This window comes from Ornithinimicrobium cerasi (assembly GCF_003702705.1).
GTDB lineage: Bacteria > Actinomycetota > Actinomycetes > Actinomycetales > Dermatophilaceae > Ornithinicoccus > Ornithinicoccus cerasi.
The window spans coordinates 245,635-270,361 of sequence record NZ_QZMN01000005.1 but is presented as its reverse complement, the minus strand read 5'-3'; the positions used below and the strand labels follow the sequence as shown (position 1 = coordinate 270,361).

Annotated in this window: 22 protein-coding genes; 9 read left to right on the top strand and 13 right to left on the bottom strand. The window is 73.4% G+C overall.

Annotated elements, in window-relative coordinates:
- The first annotated feature begins 8 nt into the window (after positions 1-8).
- Genes D4B81_RS07940 through moaA form a run of 3 tightly spaced genes read left to right on the top strand, consistent with a single transcriptional unit; the run spans position 9 to position 2,080 of the window.
- Positions 9-512: a MarR family winged helix-turn-helix transcriptional regulator gene (locus tag D4B81_RS07940; RefSeq protein WP_237565889.1), complete on the top strand. Its 504-nt coding sequence runs from the start codon at positions 9-11 to the stop codon at positions 510-512.
- 23 nt (positions 513-535) lie between these two features.
- Entirely contained in the window at positions 536-1,060 is a 525-nt protein-coding gene (locus D4B81_RS07935) for a MogA/MoaB family molybdenum cofactor biosynthesis protein (protein WP_122261865.1), read from the top strand.
- On the top strand, positions 1,061-2,080 hold the full coding sequence (moaA, locus tag D4B81_RS07930) for a GTP 3',8-cyclase MoaA (RefSeq protein ID WP_122261864.1): 1,020 nt from the start codon (positions 1,061-1,063) through the stop codon (positions 2,078-2,080). It begins immediately after the preceding gene.
- Positions 2,081-2,089: 9 nt separating this feature from the next.
- Here moaA and D4B81_RS07925 read toward each other — a convergent pair whose 3' ends face one another.
- Both D4B81_RS07925 and D4B81_RS19145 read right to left on the bottom strand, forming a co-directional pair.
- Entirely contained in the window at positions 2,090-2,740 is a 651-nt protein-coding gene (locus tag D4B81_RS07925) for a response regulator (RefSeq protein WP_122261926.1), read from the bottom strand.
- The gene (locus D4B81_RS19145) at positions 2,737-4,629 is read right to left on the bottom strand and encodes a sensor histidine kinase (protein WP_122261863.1); all 1,893 of its coding nucleotides are present in this window, start codon (positions 4,627-4,629) and stop codon (positions 2,737-2,739) included. The genes D4B81_RS07925 and D4B81_RS19145 overlap by 4 nt, the downstream gene beginning before the upstream one ends.
- Positions 4,630-4,714: 85 nt before the next feature.
- Between D4B81_RS19145 and D4B81_RS07915 the strand changes: the two genes are divergently transcribed.
- Positions 4,715-5,116 (top strand): hypothetical protein, encoded by a 402-nt coding sequence (locus tag D4B81_RS07915; protein ID WP_122261862.1) that lies wholly within the window; start codon positions 4,715-4,717, stop codon positions 5,114-5,116.
- Positions 5,117-5,162: 46 nt separating this feature from the next.
- Here the strand turns inward: D4B81_RS07915 and D4B81_RS07910 are convergent, their stop codons facing one another.
- The 10 genes from D4B81_RS07910 to D4B81_RS07865 are packed head-to-tail and all read right to left on the bottom strand — an operon-like array spanning position 5,163 to position 17,215.
- A complete protein-coding gene (locus D4B81_RS07910; RefSeq protein WP_122261861.1) occupies positions 5,163-6,902 on the bottom strand; it encodes a glycoside hydrolase family 15 protein in 1,740 nt (579 codons plus the stop codon).
- Positions 6,903-6,944: 42 nt separating this feature from the next.
- The gene (locus D4B81_RS07905; protein ID WP_122261860.1) at positions 6,945-7,184 is read right to left on the bottom strand and encodes a MoaD/ThiS family protein; all 240 of its coding nucleotides are present in this window, start codon (positions 7,182-7,184) and stop codon (positions 6,945-6,947) included.
- Positions 7,184-7,828: a molybdenum cofactor guanylyltransferase gene (gene mobA, locus D4B81_RS07900; RefSeq protein ID WP_161965040.1), complete on the bottom strand. Its 645-nt coding sequence runs from the start codon at positions 7,826-7,828 to the stop codon at positions 7,184-7,186. The genes D4B81_RS07905 and mobA overlap by 1 nt, the downstream gene beginning before the upstream one ends.
- 8 nt (positions 7,829-7,836) lie before the next feature.
- Positions 7,837-8,970, bottom strand: coding sequence for a ThiF family adenylyltransferase (locus D4B81_RS07895; protein WP_122261858.1), 1,134 nt, complete (start codon positions 8,968-8,970; stop codon positions 7,837-7,839).
- A 10-nt stretch (positions 8,971-8,980) separates the two neighbouring features.
- Positions 8,981-9,391, bottom strand: a complete 411-nt coding sequence (locus D4B81_RS07890; protein ID WP_122261857.1) for a cupin domain-containing protein — start codon at positions 9,389-9,391, stop codon at positions 8,981-8,983.
- Positions 9,388-10,125 carry a respiratory nitrate reductase subunit gamma gene (gene narI, locus D4B81_RS07885; protein WP_122261856.1) on the bottom strand — a complete coding sequence of 246 codons (738 nt, stop codon included), beginning with the start codon at positions 10,123-10,125 and terminating at the stop codon, positions 9,388-9,390. The genes D4B81_RS07890 and narI overlap by 4 nt, the downstream gene beginning before the upstream one ends.
- Complete coding sequence (gene narJ / locus D4B81_RS07880; RefSeq protein ID WP_122261855.1) at positions 10,122-10,898, bottom strand: nitrate reductase molybdenum cofactor assembly chaperone; 777 nt, start codon at positions 10,896-10,898, stop codon at positions 10,122-10,124. The genes narI and narJ overlap by 4 nt, the downstream gene beginning before the upstream one ends.
- Positions 10,898-12,679, bottom strand: coding sequence for a nitrate reductase subunit beta (gene narH, locus D4B81_RS07875; protein ID WP_122261854.1), 1,782 nt, complete (start codon positions 12,677-12,679; stop codon positions 10,898-10,900). Before narH ends, narJ begins: the two co-directional genes overlap by 1 nt.
- Position 12,680: 1 nt before the next feature.
- Entirely contained in the window at positions 12,681-16,421 is a 3,741-nt protein-coding gene (locus tag D4B81_RS07870; protein ID WP_122261853.1) for a nitrate reductase subunit alpha, read from the bottom strand.
- On the bottom strand, positions 16,418-17,215 hold the full coding sequence (locus tag D4B81_RS07865) for a helix-turn-helix transcriptional regulator (protein WP_122261925.1): 798 nt from the start codon (positions 17,213-17,215) through the stop codon (positions 16,418-16,420). The genes D4B81_RS07870 and D4B81_RS07865 overlap by 4 nt, the downstream gene beginning before the upstream one ends.
- Before the next feature lie 325 nt (positions 17,216-17,540).
- Between D4B81_RS07865 and D4B81_RS07860 the strand changes: the two genes are divergently transcribed.
- The 5 genes from D4B81_RS07860 (at position 17,541) to D4B81_RS07840 (ending at position 23,804) form a co-directional block, all read left to right on the top strand.
- Positions 17,541-18,866, top strand: a complete 1,326-nt coding sequence (locus D4B81_RS07860) for an MFS transporter (RefSeq protein WP_237565888.1) — start codon at positions 17,541-17,543, stop codon at positions 18,864-18,866.
- On the top strand, positions 18,863-20,263 hold the full coding sequence (locus D4B81_RS07855) for an MFS transporter (RefSeq protein WP_122261851.1): 1,401 nt from the start codon (positions 18,863-18,865) through the stop codon (positions 20,261-20,263). Before D4B81_RS07860 ends, D4B81_RS07855 begins: the two co-directional genes overlap by 4 nt.
- Before the next feature lie 35 nt (positions 20,264-20,298).
- A complete protein-coding gene (locus D4B81_RS07850) occupies positions 20,299-20,601 on the top strand; it encodes a DUF2249 domain-containing protein (protein WP_122261850.1) in 303 nt (100 codons plus the stop codon).
- A 3-nt stretch (positions 20,602-20,604) separates the two neighbouring features.
- The gene (locus tag D4B81_RS07845) at positions 20,605-21,042 is read left to right on the top strand and encodes a hemerythrin domain-containing protein (RefSeq protein ID WP_122261849.1); all 438 of its coding nucleotides are present in this window, start codon (positions 20,605-20,607) and stop codon (positions 21,040-21,042) included.
- Positions 21,043-21,173: 131 nt separating this feature from the next.
- On the top strand, positions 21,174-23,804 hold the full coding sequence (locus tag D4B81_RS07840) for a multicopper oxidase domain-containing protein (protein WP_122261924.1): 2,631 nt from the start codon (positions 21,174-21,176) through the stop codon (positions 23,802-23,804).
- Between the two features lie 16 nt (positions 23,805-23,820).
- Here D4B81_RS07840 and D4B81_RS07835 read toward each other — a convergent pair whose 3' ends face one another.
- Positions 23,821-24,663, bottom strand: coding sequence for a glycosyltransferase family 2 protein (locus D4B81_RS07835; RefSeq protein WP_122261848.1), 843 nt, complete (start codon positions 24,661-24,663; stop codon positions 23,821-23,823).
- Between the last annotated feature and the right edge of the window lie 64 nt (positions 24,664-24,727).

Below are 24,727 nucleotides of genomic sequence, written 5' to 3'. Positions count from 1 at the left end.
GAAACTTCGTGACAGAGAGTAGCACCCCCGACCGGTCGCCCGCCACGGCCGCCGCCCCCGAGCAGCACAGCACGGCCTGGGTCCAGTCGTGGCAGCGCAGCGAGACGCTCGACGCACTGCGCAGCCTGCTCGACGTCAGCCACCGCGCCACCCCGGCGCTCGCCCGTCGAGCCGGCCTCACGCACACCGAGATGGCCGTCCTCGAGCACGTCATGGAGAACCCGACCGGCCCCAGCGAGCTCGCCCAGCGCCTCGGCGTCACCTCCGCCGCGGCCAGCGGGATCGTCGACCGGCTCGCCGCCCGCGGGCACGTCGAGCGCCAGCCGCACGCCACCGACCGTCGGCGCACCGTCGTCGCCGTGACCCCCACCGGTCGCGAGGAGGTGCTCGGTCACCTGCTGCCGATGTTCATGGAGCTGGCTCGGGTCGACGCCTCCCTCGACGAGGACGAGCGGGCCGTCGTCCTGCGCTTCCTGCGGGACGCCGAGAGGGCGGTCCAGCGGTTGCTCTGAGCGACGCTCCGTAGACTGACCGCGTGACCCCCTCCAGCCTCCCCTCCCCGCGGTATGCCGTCACCGCGGTCACCGTCTCGGACCGCAGCTCCGACGGTCGGCGCGAGGACGAGTCCGGCCAGGTGCTCCTGGGCGCCCTCGAGACGCTGGGGTATGACGTGCACGGTCCCGTGGTCGTCCCCGACGGGATCGACACCGTCGCCGGTGCCCTTCGCCAGGCGGTCGCCCTCGGCCACCGGCTCGTCGTCACCACCGGCGGCACGGGCATGGGTCCGCGCGACCTCACCCCGGAGGCCACCCGCACCGTCATCACCCGCGACAACCCGGGACTGGCCGAGCTGCTCCGCCGGGAGGGCGCACGGCATACCCCGTATGCCGCCGCTTCCCGTGGCGTCGTCGGCGTCGTCGACTGGACGCAGGACCAGGGGGCCGGCGGCACCCTCGTGGTCAACCTGCCGGGGCGCCCGTCCGCGGTCCGGGAGGGCATGGACGTCATCGGGCCCCTCCTGGGGCACCTGCTCGACCAGGTCGCCGGGGGTGACCACTAGATGAGCACCCCCTCCGGGGTCACCCCGCGCGGCCCGCTCGTGGACGGCTTCGGGCGTGTCCACCGCGACCTGCGCATCTCGGTGACCGACCGCTGCTCGCTGCGGTGCACGTACTGCATGCCCGAGGCGGGGGTGCCCTGGCTGCCGCGCGACACCATGCTCACCACGCCCGAGCTCGTCCGGCTCGGGGGAGTCGCGGTGTCCCTGGGGATCGAGGAGATCCGCCTCACGGGCGGGGAGCCGCTGCTGCGCCGCGACCTCGTCGAGGTGGTGGCCGGGCTGGCCGCGCTGGACCCGGCCCCGGAGATCTCGATGACGACCAACGGGGTGGGGCTGGCGCGCGTCGCCGCGGCCCTGCGCGAGGCCGGGATGACACGGGTCAACGTCAGCCTGGACACGCTGCGGCGCGACGTCTTCCTCGACCTGGCCAAGCGGGACCGGCTCTCCGACACCCTCGAGGGGATCCGCGGGGCGGCCGAGGCGGGGCTGACGCCGGTCAAGCTCAACACCGTGCTGATGCGGGGTGTCAACGACGTCGAGGCGGTGGACCTGCTGGCGTTCGCGCTGGAGCACGGTTACGAGCTGCGGTTCATCGAGCAGATGCCGCTCGACGCGCAGCACCAGTGGGACCGGTCGCGGATGGTGACCGGGGAGGAGATCCTCGAGCGGCTGCGCGCCGCCTACCGGCTGACGGCGCTGCCCGACGAGAGCCGTGGCTCCGCCCCCGCCGAGCTGTTCCTCGTCGACGGCGGGCCCGCGACGGTCGGCGTCATCGCGTCGGTGACCCTGCCGTTCTGCGGGACGTGCGACCGGGTGCGGCTGACGGCGGACGGCCAGATCCGCAACTGCCTGTTCGCGACCGGCGAGACGGACCTGCGCGAGGCGCTGCGCTCGGGCGCCTCGGACGACGAGCTCGCCGCCCTGTTCCGGCTCTCCATCGGCGCGAAGCTGCCCGGCCACGGCATCAACGAGCCCGGCTTCCTCCAGCCGCCCCGCCCGATGAGCCGCATCGGCGGCTGAGGGGTCACGTCACTCCCCCGGGCGCACGAGCCCGTGCTCGTAGGCCAGCACGACGACCTGCACCCGGTCCCGGAGGCCGAGCTTGGCCAGCACCCTCGCCACGTGCGTCTTCACCGTCTGCACGCTGACGTACAGCTCGGTCGCGATCTCGGCGTTGGAACGACCCCGGGCGACCAGCCCGAGCACCTCCGTCTCCCGCTCGGTCAGCTGGTCGTAACCCGGCGGGCGACCCTGCCGGCCCGCCCGGGTGAACTCCTCGATGAGCCGCCGGGTGATCCGCGGGGCGAGCAGCTCCTCGCCCCGGGCCACCGCCCGCACCCCGCCGACCAGCTGCTCGGCTGGCGCGTCCTTGAGCAGGAACCCGCTGGCGCCCGCGAGCAGCGAGTCGTAGACGAGCTGCGACCGGTCGAACGTGGTCAGCATCACCACCCGCACGTCCCGCAACGACCCGGTGATCCGCCGCGTCGCCTCGATCCCGTCGAGCACCGGCATCCGGATGTCCATGAGCACCACGTCGGGACGCAGCTCGTGCGCGAGGTCCACCGCCTCCCGGCCGTCCGCCGCCTCGCCCACCACCTCGAGGTCGTCCTCGGCGGCCAGGATCATCCGCAGCCCGGTGCGGACCAGCTCCTGGTCGTCGGCGAGCAGGACCGAGGTCATGGCAGCGCCTGCTGGGCAGAGGCGGCACACCCCACCTCGACCGGGGCGGCCGTCGCGGGTGCACCCCCGGGGATCCGGGCGCTGACGCGGAATCCGCCGGTCGCCCGCGGTCCCCATTCGAGGCTGCCGCCGGCGTCGCGGACCGCGTCGGCGAGCCCGTCGAGACCGCTGCCGCTCCCGGTCACCAGCGACCCGCCGGTCCCCCCGTCGTCCTCGACCTCGATCAGCAGGCTCCCTCCCGCGCCGTCCATGGCGACGTGCGCCGTCGCCCCCGGGGCGTGCCGCGCGGCGTTGACGAGCGCCTCGCGCAGCACCCGCAGGCCGAGCGTCGCCACCGGACCGGTCACGGCGGGCGGCGGGCCGGTGACGTCGACGTCGACCCCCACACGTCGGCCGAGGGCGACGACCCGCGACGGGTCCAGCGGCCGTTCGCCCGCGCCGATCGCGTCGAGCCCCTCGCGCAGCTCCTCCAGGCTGGAGGTCGCCGCCGCCGCGATCGTCGCGAGCGTCGCCCCCGCGTCCACGGAGTCCCTGGAGTCCCTGGAGTCCCTGACCACCCTGCGTCGGGCGCCGGCCTGCAGGCACACCACCGTCATCGCGTGGGCCACGGTGTCGTGCAGCTCGCTGGCCAGCGCCTGCCGTTCCCGGGCCCGGGCCAGCCGCAGCGCGACACCCCGCCCCTCCTGGAGCGCCGCGAGCACCTCCTCGGTGCGCCGGACCCGCTCCTGCCACCCCGCCGTCACCCGTCCCAGCACCGCCGCGCCCAGTCCCCAGGCGACCACGACGGGCGCCTGCCCACCGCCGTCGGCTGCGGCCACCCCCGCGGCCACCCCGACCAGCAGGGTGCCCGCCACCGCCACCGCCAGGCCGACCAGCACCGACCGCCCCCGGCACCAGGCGCCGACCGAGTAGAACACCACCGCGGTGACCGCCACCCCGGTCACCGTCGCGGACACCGGGGTCAGCGCCAGGCTCATCAGCGTGGCCGCCAGCGTCGTGCCCCCGACGGCCAGCACGGGCCGGCGCCGCCGGAGCACCAGCGGGGCCGTCACCACGAGCGCGGCGAGCACGTTCGCGGACGCCGGTCCCCGGGCGACCGAGGAGACCAGCGTCTCGACGGCGAGCGCTCCGCCGAGGACGACCGCCAGCGCGACGTCCAGCCGGGTCGGCCGCGGCCCGGGGATCGGGTGTGCCCCCTCGCGGGCCGGGTGTGCCCCCTCGCTGGCGGGGTATGCCGCCTCGCCGGCGGGCGCGTCCGTCCCGTCCTGCGGCGGCCGGTCCGTCGAGGCCCCCGCCGAGGGGTCCGTCGGCTCCTCGCGCAGCGACCCGAGCACGGCCCGCAGCTGGTCCAGCACCCCGCGGGCCTCGGTCTCGAGCTCGACGAACGCGTCCTGCGACAGGTCCACGGTCCGCCTGGCGCCCTCGGCCCGGACGGCGATCCCGGCGATCCGCTCGGCCAGGCGGGCGTGCAGCTGCTCCTGGACCCGGGTCTGCTCCTCCAGTCGCGCGGCCGCGACCTCGGTCCGCTCCTGCTCGTCGAGCTGGGCGCGGAGCGCCTCGAGGGTCCGCAGCTGCCGTGCCCGGAGCGCGACCGCCGCCCCGGCGGTGGCTGGTCCGCCGACGATCACGAGGAAGAAGACGGTGTCGTCGATCCAGTGGTACTCCGCGTCCTGCAGCTGGTTGGCGAGGACGAGGCCGGTGACCGCCAGCACGCCGCCGGCGACGGCGGCCCACCGCGGGAGCCAGAGGCCGGCGGCATACCCCCCGAGCACGGCGAGCAGGATGAGGAGGGGTCCGTCGAGGTACCAGCCCCAGCCCTGCGCCACGGCGAGCACCGGCAGCGCGCCCGCGGCGGCGAGCAGCACGACGGCGACGGTCCTGCGGTCCACGGTCCGAGCCTAGGGACCGGGACGTCAGCGCACATCACTCCGCGGAGTGAGGCGTCCGCCGGGTCCGAGGCCGGACCCTCGAGACATGAACAGCACACGCCTCGCCCTCGTCGCCGCCGTCGCCACCGTCCTGCTGTGGGGAGCCAAGTCCACCGCCATCGGGATCGCCGGCGGCCTGGACCTCTCACCGTGGGAGTCGCCGCTCTTCCTGGCCGGCCTGCTCGCCATGCTGACGACGGTCGTCAGCCTCGCCCTCTCCCTCACCCGCGGCCGGCCCGGCTGGGTGCGCGCCGGGTCGGCCGTGCTCGCCACGGTCACCGGCGTCGGGCTGACCCTGGTCGTCGCCGCCGGGGTGGACGCCTGGGCGGCGCCCGGACCGGGGCGGCACTGGGTGTGGTCCGAGGTGAACCTCTGGGTCGGCGCGCTCGCCGCGCTGGGCCTCGTGGTGGTCCTGCGGCGCCGCCACCTCACGGAGGGCGCGTCCTGAGCGACCGGGGATGCGTCGGCCGGGCCCGGCCCGCCCGGCCCGAGGCTCAGCCGGCCGGGGAGTCCTGCTCCAGGGCGCCCAGGGTCAGCACCACGAGGGCGGTCGTCCACCCCAGCGGCGCCGGGCCCCCGGGTCGGCCGGCCGAGTCCACCTTCTCCGGGAGCGAACCCCACGGTGCGCGGTGCACGTCCAGCCAGTCCAGCCACCGCCGGGCCACCTCGTCCTCGCCGGCGGCCGCGGCGGTGAGGGCGACCAGCCCGACCTGCGGGGTCCAGGAGATGCCGTCCTGCTTCCAGGCCGTGCCGGGGGCGAGGCCGCCGGCGGGTCGCAGCGCCTGCTCCTGGTAGGCCGACCACGCCTCGCGGACGCCCGGCAGCGGGTCGGGGTCGAACGGCGGCAGGAGCATCGCCGTCGCCGCGTCGAGCCCGCCGCCGGTGCCGGCGCGCAGGTAGCCCGGCCCGAAGACCCGCTCGATCTCGGCACGCACCCCGGCCGCGGCCCGCTCGACCTCGCCGGCGCGCTCGACCTCGCCGAGCGCGCGGTAGTCCAGCGCGGCGGACCGCAGCCCCGCCGCGACCGGGGCGGCGACGCCGAGCAGGTGCTCGAAGGTGGTCCGCTCCCAGTAGTCCGGGCCCGGGGCCGGCAGGTGGCTGCCGCCGCCGGTCGACCTCAGGAGCTGGTCGGTGCAGCGGTCGCGCAGACCGGCCACCTCCGCGGGCAGGTCCGCCGGGTGATCCGACCCCGGCCCCACGGCCCGACCGGTCTCGTGCACCGCCCACAGCAGCCATCCGCAGCCGTCACCCTGGGCCCGCCTCGGGTCGGTCGTGACCCGTCCGCCGGTGAGCAGGTAGCGCGCGTCCGGGCCCAGCCCCGGGTCGAGGTAGAGGCCGGCGACCTCCACCAGCAGCGCCGCGGCGTCGTCGCCGTGCCCCGTCCCGGCCAGCGCCGCCGCCACGAACGCCCCGTCCCGCGGCCAGAAGTAGTCCCACCTCGGGCTGGGCCCGGCCGGCGGCAGCGCCACCTCACCGTCCGGCCCCCGGGTGAGCAGGTGCAGGTCGCGCAGGGCGGCGCGCCCCATCCCCTGGTATGCCGTGCCCGTCCCCGGGACGGTCCCGGCCGACAACCACGCGGCGCCGTCCGGACCGGGTGCGTCGTCCCACCCCGCGAGCAGCTCCGCCCCGGCCAACGGCACGCGGGCCTGCGGGTCGACCGCGGCCCGGCCCTGCCCGGCCACCCCGGCGACGACCGCCAGGCCCAGCACCACCGCCAGGCCGGCGGTGACCACCCGCGGGGGCACGCGCCGCGCGAGGGCGACCGCACCGCCGACCCCCAGGCCGGTCAGCACCCCGACCCCCAGCCCGAGCCAGGTGTGCAGGAGGTCCGGCACCGAGCAGGCCCGACCGAGACCGGGCAGCGCGTACTGGACCACCTCCACGACCACCGGCAGGGCGGCCAGCCCGGCGACCCAGGCCGGCCGCCGCGCCACCACGGCGCCGGCCAGGAGGACGAGCACCACGGCCCCCAGGCGCGGGTCCTGCTGGCCCCACCGCCACGGCATCAGCACGTGCTCCGCGCCCAGGTCGCACACCCTCGCCACGCCGGAGACCCAGCCACCCCGGGGCGGCACGAGGGCCGCCGCCACCAGCGTCCCCGCCGCCCCTGCGGCCCACCACCTCCCGTCCGGTCGTCGCCGTACCAGCACCATCGCCCCGACGACGATCCCCCAGATCGCACCCCACCACCCGACCCCGGGGTAGGCGTGGAGGAGCAGGTCCGCCGACGGCACGGTCAGACGCTACTGCCCGCGACGGACAGACCCGGCCGTCGCTCAGCCACCGGCGAACGGTGGCAGGACGTCGACCACCGCGTCGTGCGCGATCGGCAGGCTCGGGTCGCTCACGTACTGCCCCTCGTGCAGGACCGAGCTGCGGCTCAGCACCCGCGCGAGCTCGGCCCCGTGCAGGGCGACGAGGCGGGCCTTGAGGCTGCCCAGGTCGTCGGCCGCCACCCGCTCCGACTCCGTGCCGGCCGCCTCGGCCGCCGCCGCGAAGTACCTCACCGTCGCCATCAGACCTCCTCCGTCCCGGGCCGCCGCCCGCGCCCGTCCGCGCCCATCCTCGCACCGCCCAGGCGCCGCTCCCACTCCGCCGCCGCCGCCCACGTGTCCACGTCCCCCACGTGCTCGGCCCCCTGCTCCACGAGGTGCCAGGCCAGGTCCGCGACCAACCGCCTGACCGAGGTATGACGTGGGCCGGGCAGGGCGGCGAGCGCCGCCTCCAGCGCGGCACGGCGGTAGACGGCCAGCAGCCACTGCCGGTGACCCCCGGGGTCGGCGTGGCTCACCGCGTCGACGTCGTCGGGGAGCCCGGGCAACGCCGCGTGCAGGGCGGTGAGGGCGGGGAGGGCGGCCGGCTGGTCGACGGCCACGACGGCGACCCACGCGGCAGGGAACCCCTGGGCCAGGGCCGCGAGCCCCGCGGCGATCCCGGCCACGGGTCCGCCGTCGGGCGGGTCCTCGACCGTGCGCACCACGCCCTCGGGCACCGGGGTGTCACCGACGACGACCACCCCGCCGCCCAGCAGCGAGGACGCGTCGAGGACGCGGTCGAGCAGGGTCCGGCCGCCGATCACCAGGGCGGCCTTGTCATGGCCCCCGAGGCGCTCGCCCCGTCCGCCCGCGAGGACGAGGAGGTCGACGGTCGGCGTGGACATCGCCACCCTCAGTAGGTGGGGAGCGAGGGGTCGACGCGCTCGATCCAGGCGAGCATCCCCCCGGTCATCACGCGGACGTCGGGGTGGCCGAGGCGCACGAGGTGGGCGGCGGCGCGGCGGGCGCGGGGGCCGGCCTTGCAGTAGACGACGACCGGTCCCTCCGGGAGGTGGGAGTCGAGCTCCTCCCAGCTGAGCACCTCACCCACCGGCACGGTCAGCGCACCGGGCACCGTCCCCAGGGCGTGCTCGCCGGGCTCGCGCACGTCGAGGAGCACGTGCGTGCCGGCGCCGGCCAGCCCCCGCACGTCCTCGGCGGACACCTCCTCCAGCGGCACCAGCTCGCGCACCACCTCGTGCACGGGCAGCTCCACCACCACGCCCGCCGGCCGCAGCGGCACCTCGCGGGTGCGCTGCGACAGCGCGTCCACGAGCAGCACCCGCCCGACCAGCGGTTCGCCGAACCCGCAGATCAGCTTCACCGCCTCCGCCGCCATGATCGAGCCGACCTGGCCGACCAGGGCGCCGAGCACCCCCGCCTCCGCGCACGACGGCACGTCCTCCGGGCGCGGCGGCACCGGGAAGAGGTCGCGCAGGCTCACCGCCTCGCTTCCCCCCGGCACGAAGGTCGACAGCTGCGCGTCGAACCTCAGCACCGCCGCCCACACCACCGGCAGGCCGAGCGCGACGCAGGCGTCGGACACGGCATACCGCGCGGGGAAGTTGTCCGCGCCGTCGAGGACGAGGTCGTGGCCGGCGAGGAGCTCCTGGGCGTTGCCGGGCACGATCCGCACCTGCCGCGTCGTGACGCTGACGTCCGGGTTGAGCCCGCGGACGAACTCCGCCGCCGACTCCACCTTGGGACGGCCGAGGTCGGCGGTGGCGTGCATCACCTGCCGCTGCAGGTTGGTCGCGTCGACCACGTCGTCGTCGATCACCGTCAGGTGCCCGACGCCGGCGGCCGCGAGGTAGGCGAGGACCGGGCTCCCGAGCCCGCCCGCACCGACGACGGCCACGCGCGCGGCGAGCAGGCGCCGCTGCGCCTCGATCCCCATCCCGGGCACGAGCAGGTGCCGGGAGTAGCGCGACACCTGCGCCGAGGTGAGGTCGGGGCCGGGCTCGACGAGCGGTGGGAGGGGGGTCACCGCACCGAGGCTACGAGACCGTACCGGGCGGGTCTGCCGGCAGGGGCAGGGACACCGTGAGCAGGCAGACGCTGTCCACCTCGGCGCGGACCTCGTGCCGCACCGGGGGTATGACGTGCGCCGAGCCCGCGGGCAGGCGCCACTCGTCCTCCCCGGCGGCGAGCACCACAGAGCCGGACAGGCACAGCAGGGACGCCGGACCGGGCGCGTCGTGGCCCGGCAGGCCGCCGCCGGCGGGGAACGCCAGCAGGATCGCGTTCTGACCCGGCTGTCGCATCACCGAGCGGACCGCCCGTCCGCGGTCCCCCGAGCGCGCCAGCTCGAGCAGGCGGACGCCCTCGGCCTGCAGGTCGACGACGCTGGAGGCGTCGTCCTCGGTCGGGGCGAGGTCGCCCGTCACCGGGTGGGCCGGGTCGGTCATCCGACGCGCTCCCAGCCGCGCTTCTGGGCGCGGGAGCCGGTGGCGACACCGGGGCGGTCGTCGCGGCTGCGGTAGACGATGTAGGGGCGGGTGAAATAGCCGATGGGCGCCGAGAAGACGTGCACGAGGCGGGTGAACGGCCACATCGCGAAGAGCAGGAACGCGAAGAACGCGTGCAGCTTGAAACCGATCGGCGCGCCCGCCATGAGCGAGGCGTCCGGCTGGAACCAGAAGATCTGCCGGAACCACGGGGAGACACCGTCACGGTAGTTGTACTCGCCGCCGATGGTCAGCAGGCTGCCCGCGATCGTGTTCCACATGCCGAGCAGGATGACCAGGGCGAGCACGGCATACATGACCTTGTCGTTGACCGTCGTGGCCGAGAAGACCGGCCCGACGGTGCGGCGCCGGTAGACGAGGATCGCCAGCCCGGCCAGCGTCGCGATCCCGGCCGGGATGCCGCCGGCGAGCGCGACGACGTGGTACAGCTCGTGACTGACCCCCATCCGGTCGGTGAGGCTCTGCGGGATGATCAGCCCCATGAAGTGGCCGACCGCCACCCCGAGGATGCCGAAGTGGAACAGCGGGCTGCCGATCCGCAGCAGCTTGCTCTCGTAGAGCTGGGAGCTGCGGGTGGTCCACCCGAACTTGTCGTAGCGGTAGCGCCACACGTGCCCCACGACGAAGATCGCCAGGCAGATGTAGGGGAAGATGACCCACAGGAAGGTGCTCATCGGGGGGCTCCTACGGAGATGGTGCTGCCCAGGGGCTGCGGGGAGGTATGCCGTGTGCCGGCCGGGGCGGCCGCGTCGCTGCAGCCGCTGCTGGGCGGGGTGCGGAGGTGGTCGAGGGCAGGGTCGATCGAGTACGGCGCATCGTCGATCCCGACCGTCTCCTGCGGCGGGCCCTGCGCGATGAGGCGGGCCAGCGCCTCCTCGTCGTCGCCGTCCAGCTCGGGCAGGGTGGCTCGGACCGCCTGCACGACGTCCAGCCAGGCCGAGCCCCGCCGGTCCAGCGCCCGCCGGAGCAGCTCGATCCCGACCCGGTGGTCGTTGAGCACCTTCCAGCCGACCTCCGGAGCCACCGTGGCGCCGAACTCGAGCACCAGGGGCAGGTAGTCGGGGAGCTCCGCGTCGGCATCAGCCAGCTCGACCCCGTGCTGGCGGTAGAGCTGCTTGAACTGCACCAGGGCCACACCGCGGTTGCGGGTGTCGCCGTAGAGGAAGTAGGTCAGGTGCAGCGCGCACTTGCGCGTCACGTCGAAGGTGTCGACGTAGTCGCGCCGCAGCTCCTCCAGCGGGGTCGCCCCCACGTGGAGCAGGAAACGACCCAGCGGCGCGGCGACCGGCTCCGGCAGCCCGGCGACCACCTCGCGGAGCACCGGCACCCGGGCCTGCAGGTCGTCCCCGGGATAGTCCAGCAGCAGCGAGGACAGCTGCCAGGCGTCGGCCTGCGCCCGCGGCGAGAGACGGGGCTCGGTGCGGCGGTGCCGTCGCCAGGGCAGCATCAGCGTGGCCCCTCGCCGGCGCCGGCCGTGTTGTCCGGTCTCGCCTCGCCGCCCCGGAGCCGCGACGGGTCGTCCGTCGCGTCCGAGGCGGTGGGGCCCGCGGGGGACGCCGCGGCGGGGGCGGGCTCGGTGCGCCCGGGGAACATGCCGTCGGGCACCCCCCGGCCGTCCCAGTTGAGCAGGTTCACCCGGCCGCGCTTGCTGGCGCCGGAGACGAGCGTGTCCGCGCTCTGCCGCTCCTGGAGCATCTTCAGGTTCTCCACCGCGACGGGGGTCAGCGACCCCCGGCCGGACCCCTCGCCAAAGGGTCCGGAGGTCTCCATGAGCTCGTCGTCGTAGCCGGTGACCGGGCAGTCCGTGGCCAGCTCCTCGAGGGCGTGCGCCTGCTCGCCGTGCGCCGTCGGTATGACGTAGCGGTCGCCGTACTTGGCGATCGCCAGCAGGCGGAACATCTCGTACATCTCCTCCTCGGTCATCCCGACCGCCTCGGGGATGTCGGCGCGCGGGTCGCGCCCGAGGTTGATGTCGCGCATGTAGGACCGCATCGCGGCCAGCTTGCGGAGCACGTCGTTGACGGGGCGGACGTCGCCGGCGGTGAAGAGGTTGGCGAGGTACTCCACCGGGATCCGGAGCGCGTCGATGGCCGCGAAGAGGTTGTCCTTGTCCTCCGCGTCGTAACCGGTGTCCTTGATGACGTCGACCACGGGCGAGAGCGGCGGGATGTACCAGACCATCGGCATCGTGCGGTACTCCGGGTGCAGCGGGAGCGCCACCTTGTACTCGCTGATGAGCTTCCAGACCGGTGACCGCCTCGCGGCGTCGACCCAGTCGCCGGGGATGCCCGCGCGCTCGGCCTCGCGCTGGACGGCCGGGTCGTGCGGGTCGAGGAAGACCGAGCGCTGCGCCTCGTAGAGATCGTGCTCGTCCTCCACGGCCGCGGCCTCCAGCACCTTGTCCGCGTCGTAGAGCATGAGGCCGATGTAGCGCAGCCGGCCCACGCAGGTCTCCGCGCACACGGTCGGGATGCCGACCTCGACGCGGGGGTAGCAGAAGGTGCACTTCTCGGCCTTGCCGGTCTTGTGGTTGAAGTAGACCTTCTTGTACGGGCAGCCGGTGACGCACATCCGCCACCCCCGGCACTTGTCCTGGTCGACGAGGACGATGCCGTCCTCCTCGCGCTTGTAGATCGCGCCGGAGGGGCAGGACGCCGCGCAGCTGGGGTTGAGGCAGTGCTCGCAGATCCGGGGCAGGTAGAACATGAAGGTCTGCTCGAACTCGAACTTCACCTTGTCCTCGATGCCCTTGAGCATCGGGTCCTTGACCGCGTGCTCCTGGGAGCCGCCGAGGTCGTCGTCCCAGTTGGCCGACCACTCGATGTTGATCTGCTTGCCCGAGATGAGCGAGAACGGCCGGGCCACCGGGAAGTGCTCCTGGGCCGGGGCGTTGAGCAGCGTCTCGTAGTCGTAGGTCCAGGGCTCGTAGTAGTCCTGGATCGAGGGCATCTTCGGGTTGCTGAAGATGGTGAGCAGCTTGTTGAGCCGGCCGCCGGCCCGCAGCTTGAGCCGGCCGTTGTCGGCGCGGACCCAGCCGCCCTTCCACTCCTCCTGGTCCTCGTACCCGCGGGGGTAGCCCAGCCCGGGCCGGGTCTCCACGTTGTTGAACCACACGTACTCGGTGCCCTGGCGGTTGGTCCACGCCTGCTTGCAGGTGACCGAGCAGGTGTGGCACCCGATGCACTTGTCGAGGTTCATGACCATGGCCATCTGTGCCATGACGCGCATGTCAGTACTCCACCTTCGCTGTCCGCCTACGGATCATCGTGACTTCGTCCCGGTTGTTCCCGGTGGGGCCGATGTAGTTGAAGAAGTACGCCAGCTGCGCGTAGCCGCCGACGATGTGGCTCGGCTTGAGCAGGATCCGCGTCAGGCTGTTGTGGATGCCTCCCCGCTTGCCGTCGGTCTCGGTGAGCGGGACGTCGATGAGGCGGTCCTGCGCGTGGTGCATGTAGACCGTCCCCTCGGGCATCCGGTGGCTGACGATCGCGCGGCAGGCCACGACGCCGTTGCGGTTGACCGCCTCGATCCAGTCGTTGTCGCGCACCCCGATCTTCGCGGCGTCCACGTCGGACATCCAGATCGTCTGCCCGCCGCGGGAGAGGGAGAGCATGAAGAGGTTGTCCTGGTACTCGGAGTGGATGGACCACTTGTTGTGCGGGGTGAGGTAGCGCACCGAGACGGCCACGCTGCCCAGCTCGTCGGTGGTGTCCCCGAGCGGACGCTCGCCGAAGAGCGTCGTCATGTTCAGCGGCGGACGGTAGGTCGGCAGCGACTCGCCCATCCCCTGCACCCAGTCGTGGTCGAGGTAGAACTGCTGGCGACCGGTGAGGGTGTGGAACGGCTTGGACCGCTCGATGTTGATCGTGAACGGGCTGTAGCGCCGGCCGCCGCTCTCCGAGCCGGACCACTCCGGCGAGGTGATCACCGGCACCGGCGCCGCCTGGGTGTCGGCGAAGGTGATCTGCTTGCCCTCGTGCTCGGCCGACAGGTCGTGCAGCTGGGTGCCCGTGCGCTTCTCCAGGAACCTGAACCCCTGGGTGGCGAGGTGCCCGTTGCAGACGCCGGACAGGTGCATGATCGAGTCGGCGACCTGGATGTCGGTCTCCATCCGCGGCTGCCCGTCGGCGACGGACCCGGGGTCGTGGACGACGCCGTGGCGCTGCCGCAGGAGGTCGATCTCGCGGCCGACCTCGTACTTCACGCCCTTGGTCAGCATCCCGACCTTCTCCATGAGCGGGCCGATCGCGGTCATCTTGGCGTAGACGGCGGTGTAGTCGCGCTCTACCTCGGCGATGACCGGCATCGTCCGGCCCGGCACCGGCTCGACCTCGCCCTTCCTCCAGTCCAGGACCCGGCCGTGGACCGTCGCCATCGCCTCGGGGGTGTCGTGCCACAGCGGCTTGGTGACGACGTCCGTGCGGGTGCCGAGGTGGTCGACGGCCAGCTCGGAGAACCGCTTGGCGATGGCCTTCCAGGCCTCCCAGTCGCTCTTGGACTGCCACGGCGGCGCGATGGCGGGGTTGAAGGAGTGCACGAACGGGTGCATGTCCGTGGTGTTGATGTCGTGCTTCTCGTACCAGGTCGCGGCCGGCAGCACCACGTCGGAGAACAGCGTCGAGCTGGTCATCCGGAAGTCCAGGGTGAGGAGCAGGTCGAGCTTGCCCTCGGCCGCGCGCTCGGGCCAGACGACGTCCTGCGGCCGGTGGTGCTCGGCAGCCTCGGTGGCCTTCACCGCGTTGTCGGTGCCCAGCAGGTGCTTGAGGAAGTACTCGTTGCCCTTGGCCGAGGAGCCGAGCAGGTTGGCCCGCCACAGCGAGAGGATCTTGGGGTGGTTGTCGGGGTGCTCCGGGTCCTCGACCGCGAACCGCAGCGTGCCCTCCTTGAGCTGGCTCGCGACATACTCGCCCGCGCCCATCCCCGCCTCCGCCGCGTCGTCCGCGAGCTGCAGGGAGCTGCGGTCGAACTGCGGGTAGGAGGGCGTCCAGCCCAGCCGCACCGACTGCGCGAGCAGGTCCATCGTGGTGCGCCCGGCGAAGGCGCCGGTCGCCCCGTTGATGGCGTCCGCGTCGAAGGTGTCGTAGCGGTACTGGCTGGTGTTGACGTACCAGTACGCGGTCTGGTTCATGTGCCGCGGCGGACGGGCCCAGTCCAGCGCGAAGGCGAGGTGCTGGAAGCCCATGATCGGGCGGACCTTCTCCTGGCCGACGTAGTGGGCCCAGCCGCCTCCGTTGCGTCCCTGGCACCCGGTGATCGTGGTGAGGACGAGCATGGCGCGGTAGATCTGGTCGGAGTGGTACCAGTGGTTGGTGCCGGCACCCATGAGGATCATCCCGCGGCCGGTCGTGTCGATGGCGTTCTGCGCCCACTCCCGGGCGATCCGCACGATCTGCTCGACCGGGACCCCGCAGATCTCCGCCGCCCACGCGGGGGTCGCGGGGACCGACGGGTCGTCGTAGCCCTCCGGCCAGGCGCCCGGCAGACCGGGCCGACCCACGCCGTAGTGGGCCAGCATGAGGTCCATCACGGTGGTCACCAGGTAGCCGCCGACGCGGCGGACGGGCACGCCGCGGCGCTCCAGGCGCTGGTGGCCCTCGAGGTTGTCGAAGCGCGGCAGCTCGACCTCCACCGCGTCACCGGTGTCGCCGTAGAGGGACAGGACTGGGCGCACGTCACCGAGCTCGAGGTTCCAGCGCCCGACGCCCTCGTCTCCGTAGCGGTGGCCGATCGAGCCGTTCGGGATGACCACCTGGTCGGTCGCGCCGTCGAGGACGGCCGGCTTCCACATGGCGTTCTCGCTCCCGGCCTCGGGGTGGCCCTCCAGGTCGCCGGCGACGAGGAACTTCCCCGGACGGTATGTGCTCGCGCCACCCTCCCCGCCGGTCACCTCGTCCAGCGTCACCAGGTAGGGCAGGTCGGTGAAGCGCTGGTTGTAGTCGGTGAAGAAGTCGACCTGCCGGTCGACGAAGAACTCGCGCAGGACCACGTGCCCCATGCCCATCGCGAGCGCGCCGTCGGTGCCGGGGGCCGAGGCGACCCACTCGTCGGCGAACTTCACGTTCTCGGCGTAGTCGGGGGCGACCGCGATGACCTTCTGCCCCCGGTAGCGGGCCTCGGTCATCCAGTGCGCGTCGGGGGTGCGGGTCAGCGGGACGTTGGAGCCCCACATGATGAGGTAGCCCGCGTCCCACCAGTCGCCGGACTCGGGGACGTCGGTCTGGTCGCCGAACATCTGCGGCGAGGCGTTGGGCAGGTCGGCGTACCAGTCGTAGAAGGACAGCATCGGGGCCCCGATGAGCTCGTTGAAGCGCGAGCCGGAGGCGTAGGACACCGGCGACATCGCGGGGATCGGGGAGAAGCCCGCGATCCGGTCGGGGCCGTGGCGCTTGACCGTGTAGACGTAGGCGGCCGCGATGAGGTCGACGACCTCCTCCCAGGTGGAGCGCACCAGCCCGCCCTTGCCCCGGGCGGTCTTGTAGGCGCGGGCCTTCTCCTCGTCCTGGACGATGGAGGCCCAGGCCACCACCGGGTCGCCGAACTCCCGCCGGGCCTCGCGGAACATCTCGAGCAGGGTGCTGCGCACGTAGGGGTAGCGCACCCGGGTCGGGCTGTAGGTGTACCAGGAGAACGCCGCGCCGCGGGGGCAGCCGCGCGGCTCGTACTCGGGCCGGTCGGCCCCCGCGGAGGGGTAGTCGGTCTGCTGGGCCTCCCAGGTGATGATCCCGTCCTTGACGTAGACCTTCCACGAGCACGAGCCCGTGCAGTTGACGCCGTGGGTGGAGCGCACCACCTTGTCGTGGCTCCACCGGTCGCGGTAGAAGGAGTCACCCGTGCGCCCGCCCTGCAGGTTGAGGGTGCGGCCGTCGTCCGAGACGGTGCCCCGGGTGAAGAAGCGTCGGGTGCTGACGAGGGCCTCGCTCAGCGGGCCGTCGAACCCGGAGGGGCTGGACGACGTCGTGCCCTGGCTCATGCGGTTTCTCCTCGGTGTCGGACGATCGGGGTCGGCAGGGGGTGCGCGCCGCGGCGCAGCAGCACCGCGGAGCAGGTCGTCGGGGTCACGAAGGGCTGCAGGCTGACGCCGGCCTGGTCCTCGCCGGCGGACTCGAGCGCCCCGCGCAGCAGCCCGAGGTGCACCCCGCAGACGATGTCGGGGTGGACGCGCGCCAGGTCGCGGAACGGGCAGTCGTGCAGGGTGAGCGTCACATCGCCCTCCTGGCCCGTCACCGCGAGGTCGGGGACGTAGCCCCACTCGCTGAGGAGGTCGACGACCGCACCCACCTTGCCGACCCACTCGCCGGGCGTCCCGGCGCTCGTCGGGGTCCCGCCCTCGGGCGCGCGGGCGGCCATCCGGCGCCGGACCCAGTCGCGGCCGGCCGCCTCCGGGCTGACCCCCTCCTGCCCGCCCTCGGCCAGGGCGTCGGCCAGGAGGGTGGCCAGGATCTGGTAGGGCCCCTCGGACGACCCGGCGACGACGGTCCCGAGCTCGGTCTCCTCGACGACGTAGCGCTTGGCGGGCCGGCCGGCGCCCCCGCTGCGCACGAACTGGCTGCGCAGGATGCCCGCGGCCACCAGCTGGTCGAGGTGGAAACGGATGGTGGTGGTGTGCAGGCCCAGGACCCGGCCCAGCTCCGCCGCCGTCAGCCCTCTCTCTCGCGTGGGCCCCTCGGCCGCGAGCCGGGGCAGCTCGGCCAGGTGCTCGACGATGCGCCGGCGCACGGCCGAGGTGAGCAGCGCCGCGCCGTTCACGTCCGCAGCGTCGCGCATGATCACCACCAGGGTTAGGAGGGAAAGTTCGTCTATATCTAAGCAGCCGCCCGGCACTACCGCAACCGGTCCGGCGGCCACGTCCCAACCGTCCCGCCACCCGTGCTGACGTCGGGTTTTCACCACGCATCCGTGCCGTAATTCACGTCACGTCCGTCCCCGTGCACGAGCCGCCCGGACGGGTGTAGGCTCTGCGCTGTTCACATTTGAGTGAGTCATATCCTCCAAACTAAGGAGCGCGATGGACGCCCGACCCACCAGCGGACCGCCGGCAGCGATCAGTCCTCCGTCGACCGGCACGCGTGGAGCCTCGAGGGTCATGTGGATGTCCACGATCGCCTTCACCCTGATGTTCGCGGTCTGGCTGATGTTCGGGATCCTGGGCAAGCCCATCAAGGAGGAGTTCGGGCTCTCCGACACCGAGCTGTCCTGGATCGCCGCCGTCGCGGTCCTCAACGGCTCCCTGTGGCGCCTGCCCGCGGGCATGCTCGCGGACCGCGTCGGTGGCCGGGTCGTGATGACGGCGATGCTCGCCGTCACGGCCGTCCCCGCCTTCCTCGTCAGCCGGGCCGAGAGCTACGGGATGCTCCTCGTCCTGGCGTTCCTCGTCGGCTTCGCCGGCAACTCCTTCTCGGTCGGCATCGCGTGGAACGCCGCCTGGGCGCCCCGCGAGCGCCAGGGCCTCGCGCTCGGCGTGTTCGGCGCCGGCAACGTCGGCGCCTCGGTGACCAAGTTCATCGGCCCTCCCATCATCGCGGGGACCGCGGGCACCACCGTCGTGCTCGGCCTGCAGGGCGGCTGGCGCCTCATCCCGGTGGTCTACGCCGTGCTGCTGCTCGTCATGGCCGTGCTGGTCTGGGTGCTCACCCCCGCCCACGACCACAAGCCCGGTTCGAGCAAGACCCTGGGCGAGATGCTCCGCCCGCTGAACCAGGTGCGCGTGTGGCGGTTCAGCCTCTACTACGTCGCCGTGTTCGGCGCCTACGTCGCGCTCTCGGCCTGGCTGCCCCTCTACTACATGGACAACTTCGGGGTCTCGCTCGCCACCGCCGGCCTGCTCACCGCGATCTTCATCTTCCCGGCCTCGCTGCTGCGCCCCGTGGGCGGCTGGTTCAGCGACCGGTGGGGGGCCCGGCGGGCGATGTACGGCACCTTCTTCGTCATGCTGGTCACCACCGGCATCCTGATGATGCCCAACGGCCGCATCGTCATCGACCACGCCGACGGCACGCAGACCGAGCACCTCGCCTACGCGATGCACGTGGTCCCGTTCACCGCCCTGCTCTTCCTCCTCGGCTGCGCGATGGGGGTCGGCAAGGCCGCCGTCTACAAGCACATCCCCGAGTACTTCCCCGGCAACGTCGGCCCCGTCGGCGGCCTCGTCGGCATGCTCGGCGGACTGGGCGGCTTCTTCCTCCCGCCGATGTTCGCCTACACCAAGGCCTGGTCCGGCTTCCCCACCTCGACCTTCTTCGTGCTGTTCCTGCTCACCGCCGTCTGCCTGCTGTGGATGCACCTCACGATCGTCCAGATGCTGCACGAGCAGTCGCCCGAGCTCGCCGAAAAGCTGGAGGCGCCGGACCGGCACACCCCTGACCACAGCGACCCCACCACGCCCAGCACCGACCGCCTCGAGGAGGCCCGCGCATGAGCACCACCCGACCCGACCGCCGCACCGGAGGTGAGTGGCTGCAGTCCTGGGACCCGGAGAACGAGGAGACCTGGGACAAGGGCCTGGCCTGGCGGACCCTGTGGATCACCACGTTCTGCCTCACCCTGGCCTTCGTCGCCTGGTTCCTGCCGAGCGCGATCATCCCCAAGCTCAACGCCCTCGGGTATGAGTGGACCAAGAGCCAGCTCTACTGGATGGCCTCCATGCCCGGCCTGGCGGCGGGCCTGTTCCGCCTGGCCTGGATGGTGCTGCCGCCGATGATGGGCACGCGACGGATGGTCTCGCTCACCACGCTGCTGCTCATCGGTTCCACCCTCGGCTGGGGCGTCCGCGTGCAGGAGCCGACCGCCCCCTACTGGGAGCTCATGGTCCTCGCCTTCCTCGCCGGCATCGGTGGTGGCGCGTTCTCCGGCTTCATGCCCTCGACCTCCTACTTCTTCCCGAAGCGGATGCAGGGCACGGCCCTGGGCCTGCAGGCCGGCATCGGCAACTTCGGCGTCTCCCTGGTCCAGCTGCTCACCCCCTATCTCATCGCGCTCGGGGCGCTGGCCGTCTTCGGTGGCAGCCAGCAGATGCAGCTGCCCGGCCAGGAGGCGCAGGAGGTCTGGTACCAGAACGCGGCGTTCGTGTGGATCCCGCTGATGGTCGTCGGCGCGATCCTGGCGTGGACGATGCTGAAGTCGGTGCCGATCAAGGCCAACATCCGCCAGCAGTTCGACATCTTCTCCAACCAGGACACCTGGTGGATGACGATCCTCTACATCATGACCTTCGGCACGTTCTCCGGGCTGGCCGCGCAGTTCGGGCTGCTGATGGCCAACCTGTACGGCATCGGCAACCAGGACATCATCGTCGGCGCGGGTGCGGACGCCCAGCTGCTCGTCGCCGGCTACGACGTGCCCGACGTCGCCGCGTTCGTCTTCCTCGGGCCGCTCGTCGGCGCGGGGGCCCGGATCGCGTTCTCGCCGCTGACCGACAAGATGGGTGGCGCCATCTGGACGCTCATCTCCGGTCTCGGGCTCATCGTCTCGATCGCCTTCACGATCCCCGCGCTCACCCCGGACGTCTCGTCGGCGGAGGCGCTCAGCGGCGACTTCCGGCAGTTCCTCTGGGGCATGCTGGCGATCTTCCTCTTCGCCGGGATCGGCAACGCCTCGACGTTCAAGCAGATGCCGATGATCTTCGAGCGGCGGCAGGCCGGCGGCGTCATCGGCTGGACCGCCGCGATCGCCGCCTTCGGGCCGTTCCTCTTCGGCGTGGGCCTGACGCTGATGAGCCCGACGACCTTCTACCTGATCGGCATCGCGTGGGCCGCGATGTGCGTCGGCATCACCTGGTGGCGCTACGCCCGCCCGGGGGCGCCCAAGCCGAGCTGAGCACCGCCCTGACCCACCCGAGAGAAGGAGAACCCATGACCGACACCCGACCCGAGCTCCCGCTCACGCAGAAGAGCCAGACCGGCTGCGGCTGCGGCTGCACCGACGAGGGCGTCCCCGCGCTGGACGCACGGCAGATCCCGCACGCGATCCGGCACGCGACCATCTTCGGGGCGCTGGGCGGCCTGCGCCCGGGCCAGCAGATGGACCTCATCGCCCCGCACGACCCGCTGCCGCTGCTCGCGCAGATCAGCGAGCGCGAGGGCGACGCGGTGACCTGGGACTACCGCGAGCGCGGCCCCGAGGCCTGGACCCTGCGCCTGACGCGTACCGCCTGAGGCATGTGCACCTACTGCGGCTGCGAGTCGATCACGGTCATCGGCCGGTTCATGGCCGAGCACACCGAGATCGTCAACGCCGCAGGGTCGCTGCGCCGGGCCTGCGAGGAGGGGAACCCCTCGCAGGTCGCGGCGGCGGTCGACGCCGTCGGCGCGCTGCTGCACCCGCACACGCGTGCGGAGGAGGTCGGGCTGTTCGCGGTGATGCGGCAGCAGGAGGAGTTCACCGACCACATCGACAGCCTGTGCGCCGAGCACACGACCCTCGACGCGCAGCTCGAGCGGATCGCCGCCGGTGAGCACGACCTCGTCGACGCCTTCCTGCACGACCTGCGGCACCACGTCGACCGCGAGGACAACGGTCTCTTCCCCGCCTCGGCGATCGCGCTCGACGGCCCGGACTGGGACGAGGTGGACCGGGCCACGCCGCCCGTCCCGTGAGCGCACCCTCTCTGCCCGCCGGACCGTCCTCGTCCCGACCCCCGCGTCCGGCCCGAGGCGCCGGCACCGGTCGCGGGCGCTGGGCGCTGCGCGACTACCCCGGCCTGCTGTGGCTCGTGCTGGCCGTGCTCATGACCCTCGTGCACCCGTTCGTGCCGGGGTCGCGATGGCTCATGGTCCACCTGGTCCTCCTCGGCGCGCTGACCCACTCGATCATGGTGTGGAGCACCCACTTCACCCAGGCGCTCCTCAAGACCGCGCCGGGGCTGGACGACCGCCGCGTCCAGGCCCGGCGCCTCCTGCTCCTGCTCGTCGGCACGGCGGTCACGCTCGTCGGCGTCCCGACGGGGTGGTGGCCGGTGACGGTGGTCGGGGCCTCGCTGGTCACCGTCGCCGTCGCCTGGCACGGGGTGCAGCTGTGGCGGCGCCTGCGGGTGGCGCTGCCCGGCCGGTTCCGGATCACCGTCCGCTACTACCTCGCCGCCGCCGTCTGCCTGCCCGTCGGGGCGACCCTCGGCGCGACCCTGGCCCTCGGCCTCGGCGACCCCCTGCACGGCCGGTTCCTCCTCGCGCACGTGGCGGTCAACGTCCTCGGGTGGGTCGGGCTGACGGTGACGGGCACGCTGCTGACGCTGTGGCCGACGATGCTGCGCACCCCGATCGGCCCGGCCGCGGAGCGCCGCGCCACGGAGGCGCTGCCCCTGCTCGTCGCCTCCCTGTCGCTTCTCGTGGTCGCGGGGGTGGCGGGCGTGCGCCTGCTCGCCCTCCTGGCCCTCACCGGGTATGCCGTCGCGCTCCTCTGGTGGGCCAGCGCCGCCCTCGCACCGGTCCGCAAGGCCCCGCCGCGCGAGTTCGCGCCCGCCTCGGTCGGGCTGTCGCTGCTCTGGTGGCTCGGCGGGATCGTCGTCGTGCTCGTCCGGCTGGCGCGGAGCGGGACGTGGGGGGAGTTCACGACCGGCTTCGGGACGGTGAGCGCCATCCTCGTCGTCGGGTTCGCCGGCCAGCTGCTCCCCGGCGCCCTCTCCTACCTCGTCCCCTCCGTCCTCGGCGGCGGCAAGACCGTGGTGCGCGCCGGCCAGCGGTGGTTCGACCGGTTCGGGACCGCGCGTCTCGTCACGGTCAACCTCGGGCTGCTGCTGTGCCTGCTCCCGGTGCCGAGCTGGGTGCGGGTCCTGGTGTCGGGCCTGGTGCTGCTCGCGCTGGCCGCCTTCGTGCCCCTCATGGTCGGCGGGATCCTGGCCTCGGTCCGCGCCCGCCGCGAGGTCGCCGAGGCCCAGGCCCGGGGGGAGCGGCCCGCCGGGGCGCGGCCGGCGCCCGGGCTGGCCGCGGGGGCCCCCGACCGGATGCCGTCGGTCTGGTCCGGCGGCCAGCTCGTCACGGCGCTCTCCGCCCTCGTCCTCGCCGTCTCGGTGGGGGTGGTGCTCGACCCCGCCGCCGCGGGGCTGGGCGGCGGGACCGGGACGGTGTCCGGGGGCCGCACGGCGGTGGAGCCGACCGGCCGCACGACGACGGTCCAGGTGCGCGCGCTCGACATGCGGTTCGAGCCGTCGTCGGTGGAGGTGCCCGCCGGGGACCGGCTCGTCGTCGAGCTGGTCAACGAGGACCCGACCACCGTCCACGACCTCCAGCTGCTCGACGAGCGCACTCCCCGCCTGGCGCCCGGTGAGAGCGCGACGCTGGATCTCGGGGTGGTCGGGGAGTCCGTCGAGGGCTGGTGCACGATCGTCGGTCACCGGCAGATGGGGATGACCTTCGACGTCGTCGTCACCGGGGGCACCGACGCAGGGCCGGCCGGCCCAGGGTCAGCCACCGGAGCGGCCGGCGGCACCGGATCGGCCGGCGCGGGTACGGCATACCCCTCGAGGGCGACGCCCTCCCTCGACCCGGACGCGGTGGTGGCCGCGCCGGTCGACCCCGTCCTCGCCCCTCTCACCGACGAGCGGGTGCACCGGCTCACCCTCGAGGTGGAGGAGGTCGAGCTCGAGGTGGCGCCGGGCGTCACGCAGACGCGGTGGACGTTCGGCGGGCAGGTGCCGGGGCCCACGCTCCACGGGCGGGTCGGCGACGTCTTCGAGATCACCCTCGTCAACGACGGCTCCATCGGGCACTCCATCGACTTCCACGCCGGCGCCCTCGCCCCCGACCGGCCGATGCGCACGATCGCGCCGGGCGAGAGCCTCGTCTACCGGTTCACCGCCACGCGGGCGGGGATCTGGATGTACCACTGCTCGACGATGCCGATGAGCTCGCACATCGCCGCGGGCATGCACGGGGCCGTCGTCATCGAGCCGGAGGAGGGGCTGCCGGAGGTCGACCGGGAGTACGTCCTGGTCCAGTCCGAGGTCTACCTGGCGACCGGCACCGGTCAGGGTGAGGTGGAGGCTGCGGAGGTCGACGCCGACGCGGTCGCGGCCGAGCGGCCGGCGTTCGTCACCTTCAACGGCATCGCCAACCAGTACGACCAGCACCCGATGGCCGCGCGGGTCGGCGAGCGGGTGCGGATCTGGGTGCTCGACGCGGGGCCGAGCCGGGCCAGCTCGTTCCACGTGGTCGGCGGCCAGTTCGACACGGTGTATGCCGAGGGCGCCTACCTCCTCGGACCGCGCGCGGAGGGGTCCGGCGCGCAGACGCTGGGGCTGCAGGCGGCGCAGGGCGGCTTCGTCGAGCTGACCTTCCCCGAGGCCGGTCACTACCCGGCGGTGAGCCACGTGATGGTGGACGCCGAGCGGGGCGCGCACGCCGTGGTGGCCGTGACCGGGTGAGCCGAGGGTGAGGCGGTCAGGCCGCCAGGCTGTAGCTGCCGTCCTGCCCGCGGGTGAGCCGACCCTCCGCGACGAGACGGGTGAGCCACGGGTGGTTGGCTGACTCGTCCCACCGCTCCCGCCAGATGCGGGCGTGGTTGGCGGCGATCCGCACCTCGTGCTCCGGGGCGACCTGCTGCCCGGGCTGCAGGTAGGCGGTCGCGCCGCCCACCCAGGCCATCGTGCCGCCGGCGCGCCGGACCACCTCGGCTAAGTCGGCGTCCTCCAGCCCGTGGCCGGTGTAGCCGGGGTGGAAGCCCCCGGTGGCGAGGAAGTCCTCGGTGGTCATCGCGAACGCCACGGCCCGGAAGAGCTCCCAGCGCTCCTCGACCCGGACCTCCCCCACCCGGACGCGGGGTGTCCCGGGGGTGCGGCGCGCGAGGGTGTTGAGGCGACGCATCGGGTAACCGACCGCGCCCGGCTCCAGGGGCTCGAGCTGGAGGATCGGGCCGCACCACAGGACGGGTCCGTCGACGTCGGCCAGGCCGACCGACGCCCGGGGACCGGTGAGGACCTCGGCGTAGCGCTCCAGGGTGCGGCTGCCCGGGATGATGTCACCGTCGAGGAAGACGAGGACCTCGGCGCCGCCGTCGATCGCCTCCTGCGCGGCGAGGTTGCGGGCCGCGGCCAGCGGCAGGGCACGGCGGTCGGTGGGGACGGGGCGGACCACCGTGCGCCACCGGTCCGTGCCCAGCGGCAGGCGGCCGCGGGTGAGGTCCCGGTCCCCCATCGACACCACGCTGTGCATGAACGGGGGCCGTGACCCGACGGACAGTCCGTCGACCTGTCCCAGGAGCTGCTCGTGGCGGCCTCGGGTCATGGTCAGGACGGCGATGTGTTCTCTCACCGTCCGAGACTTCCAGTTCCGCGGATCCCTCTACCAC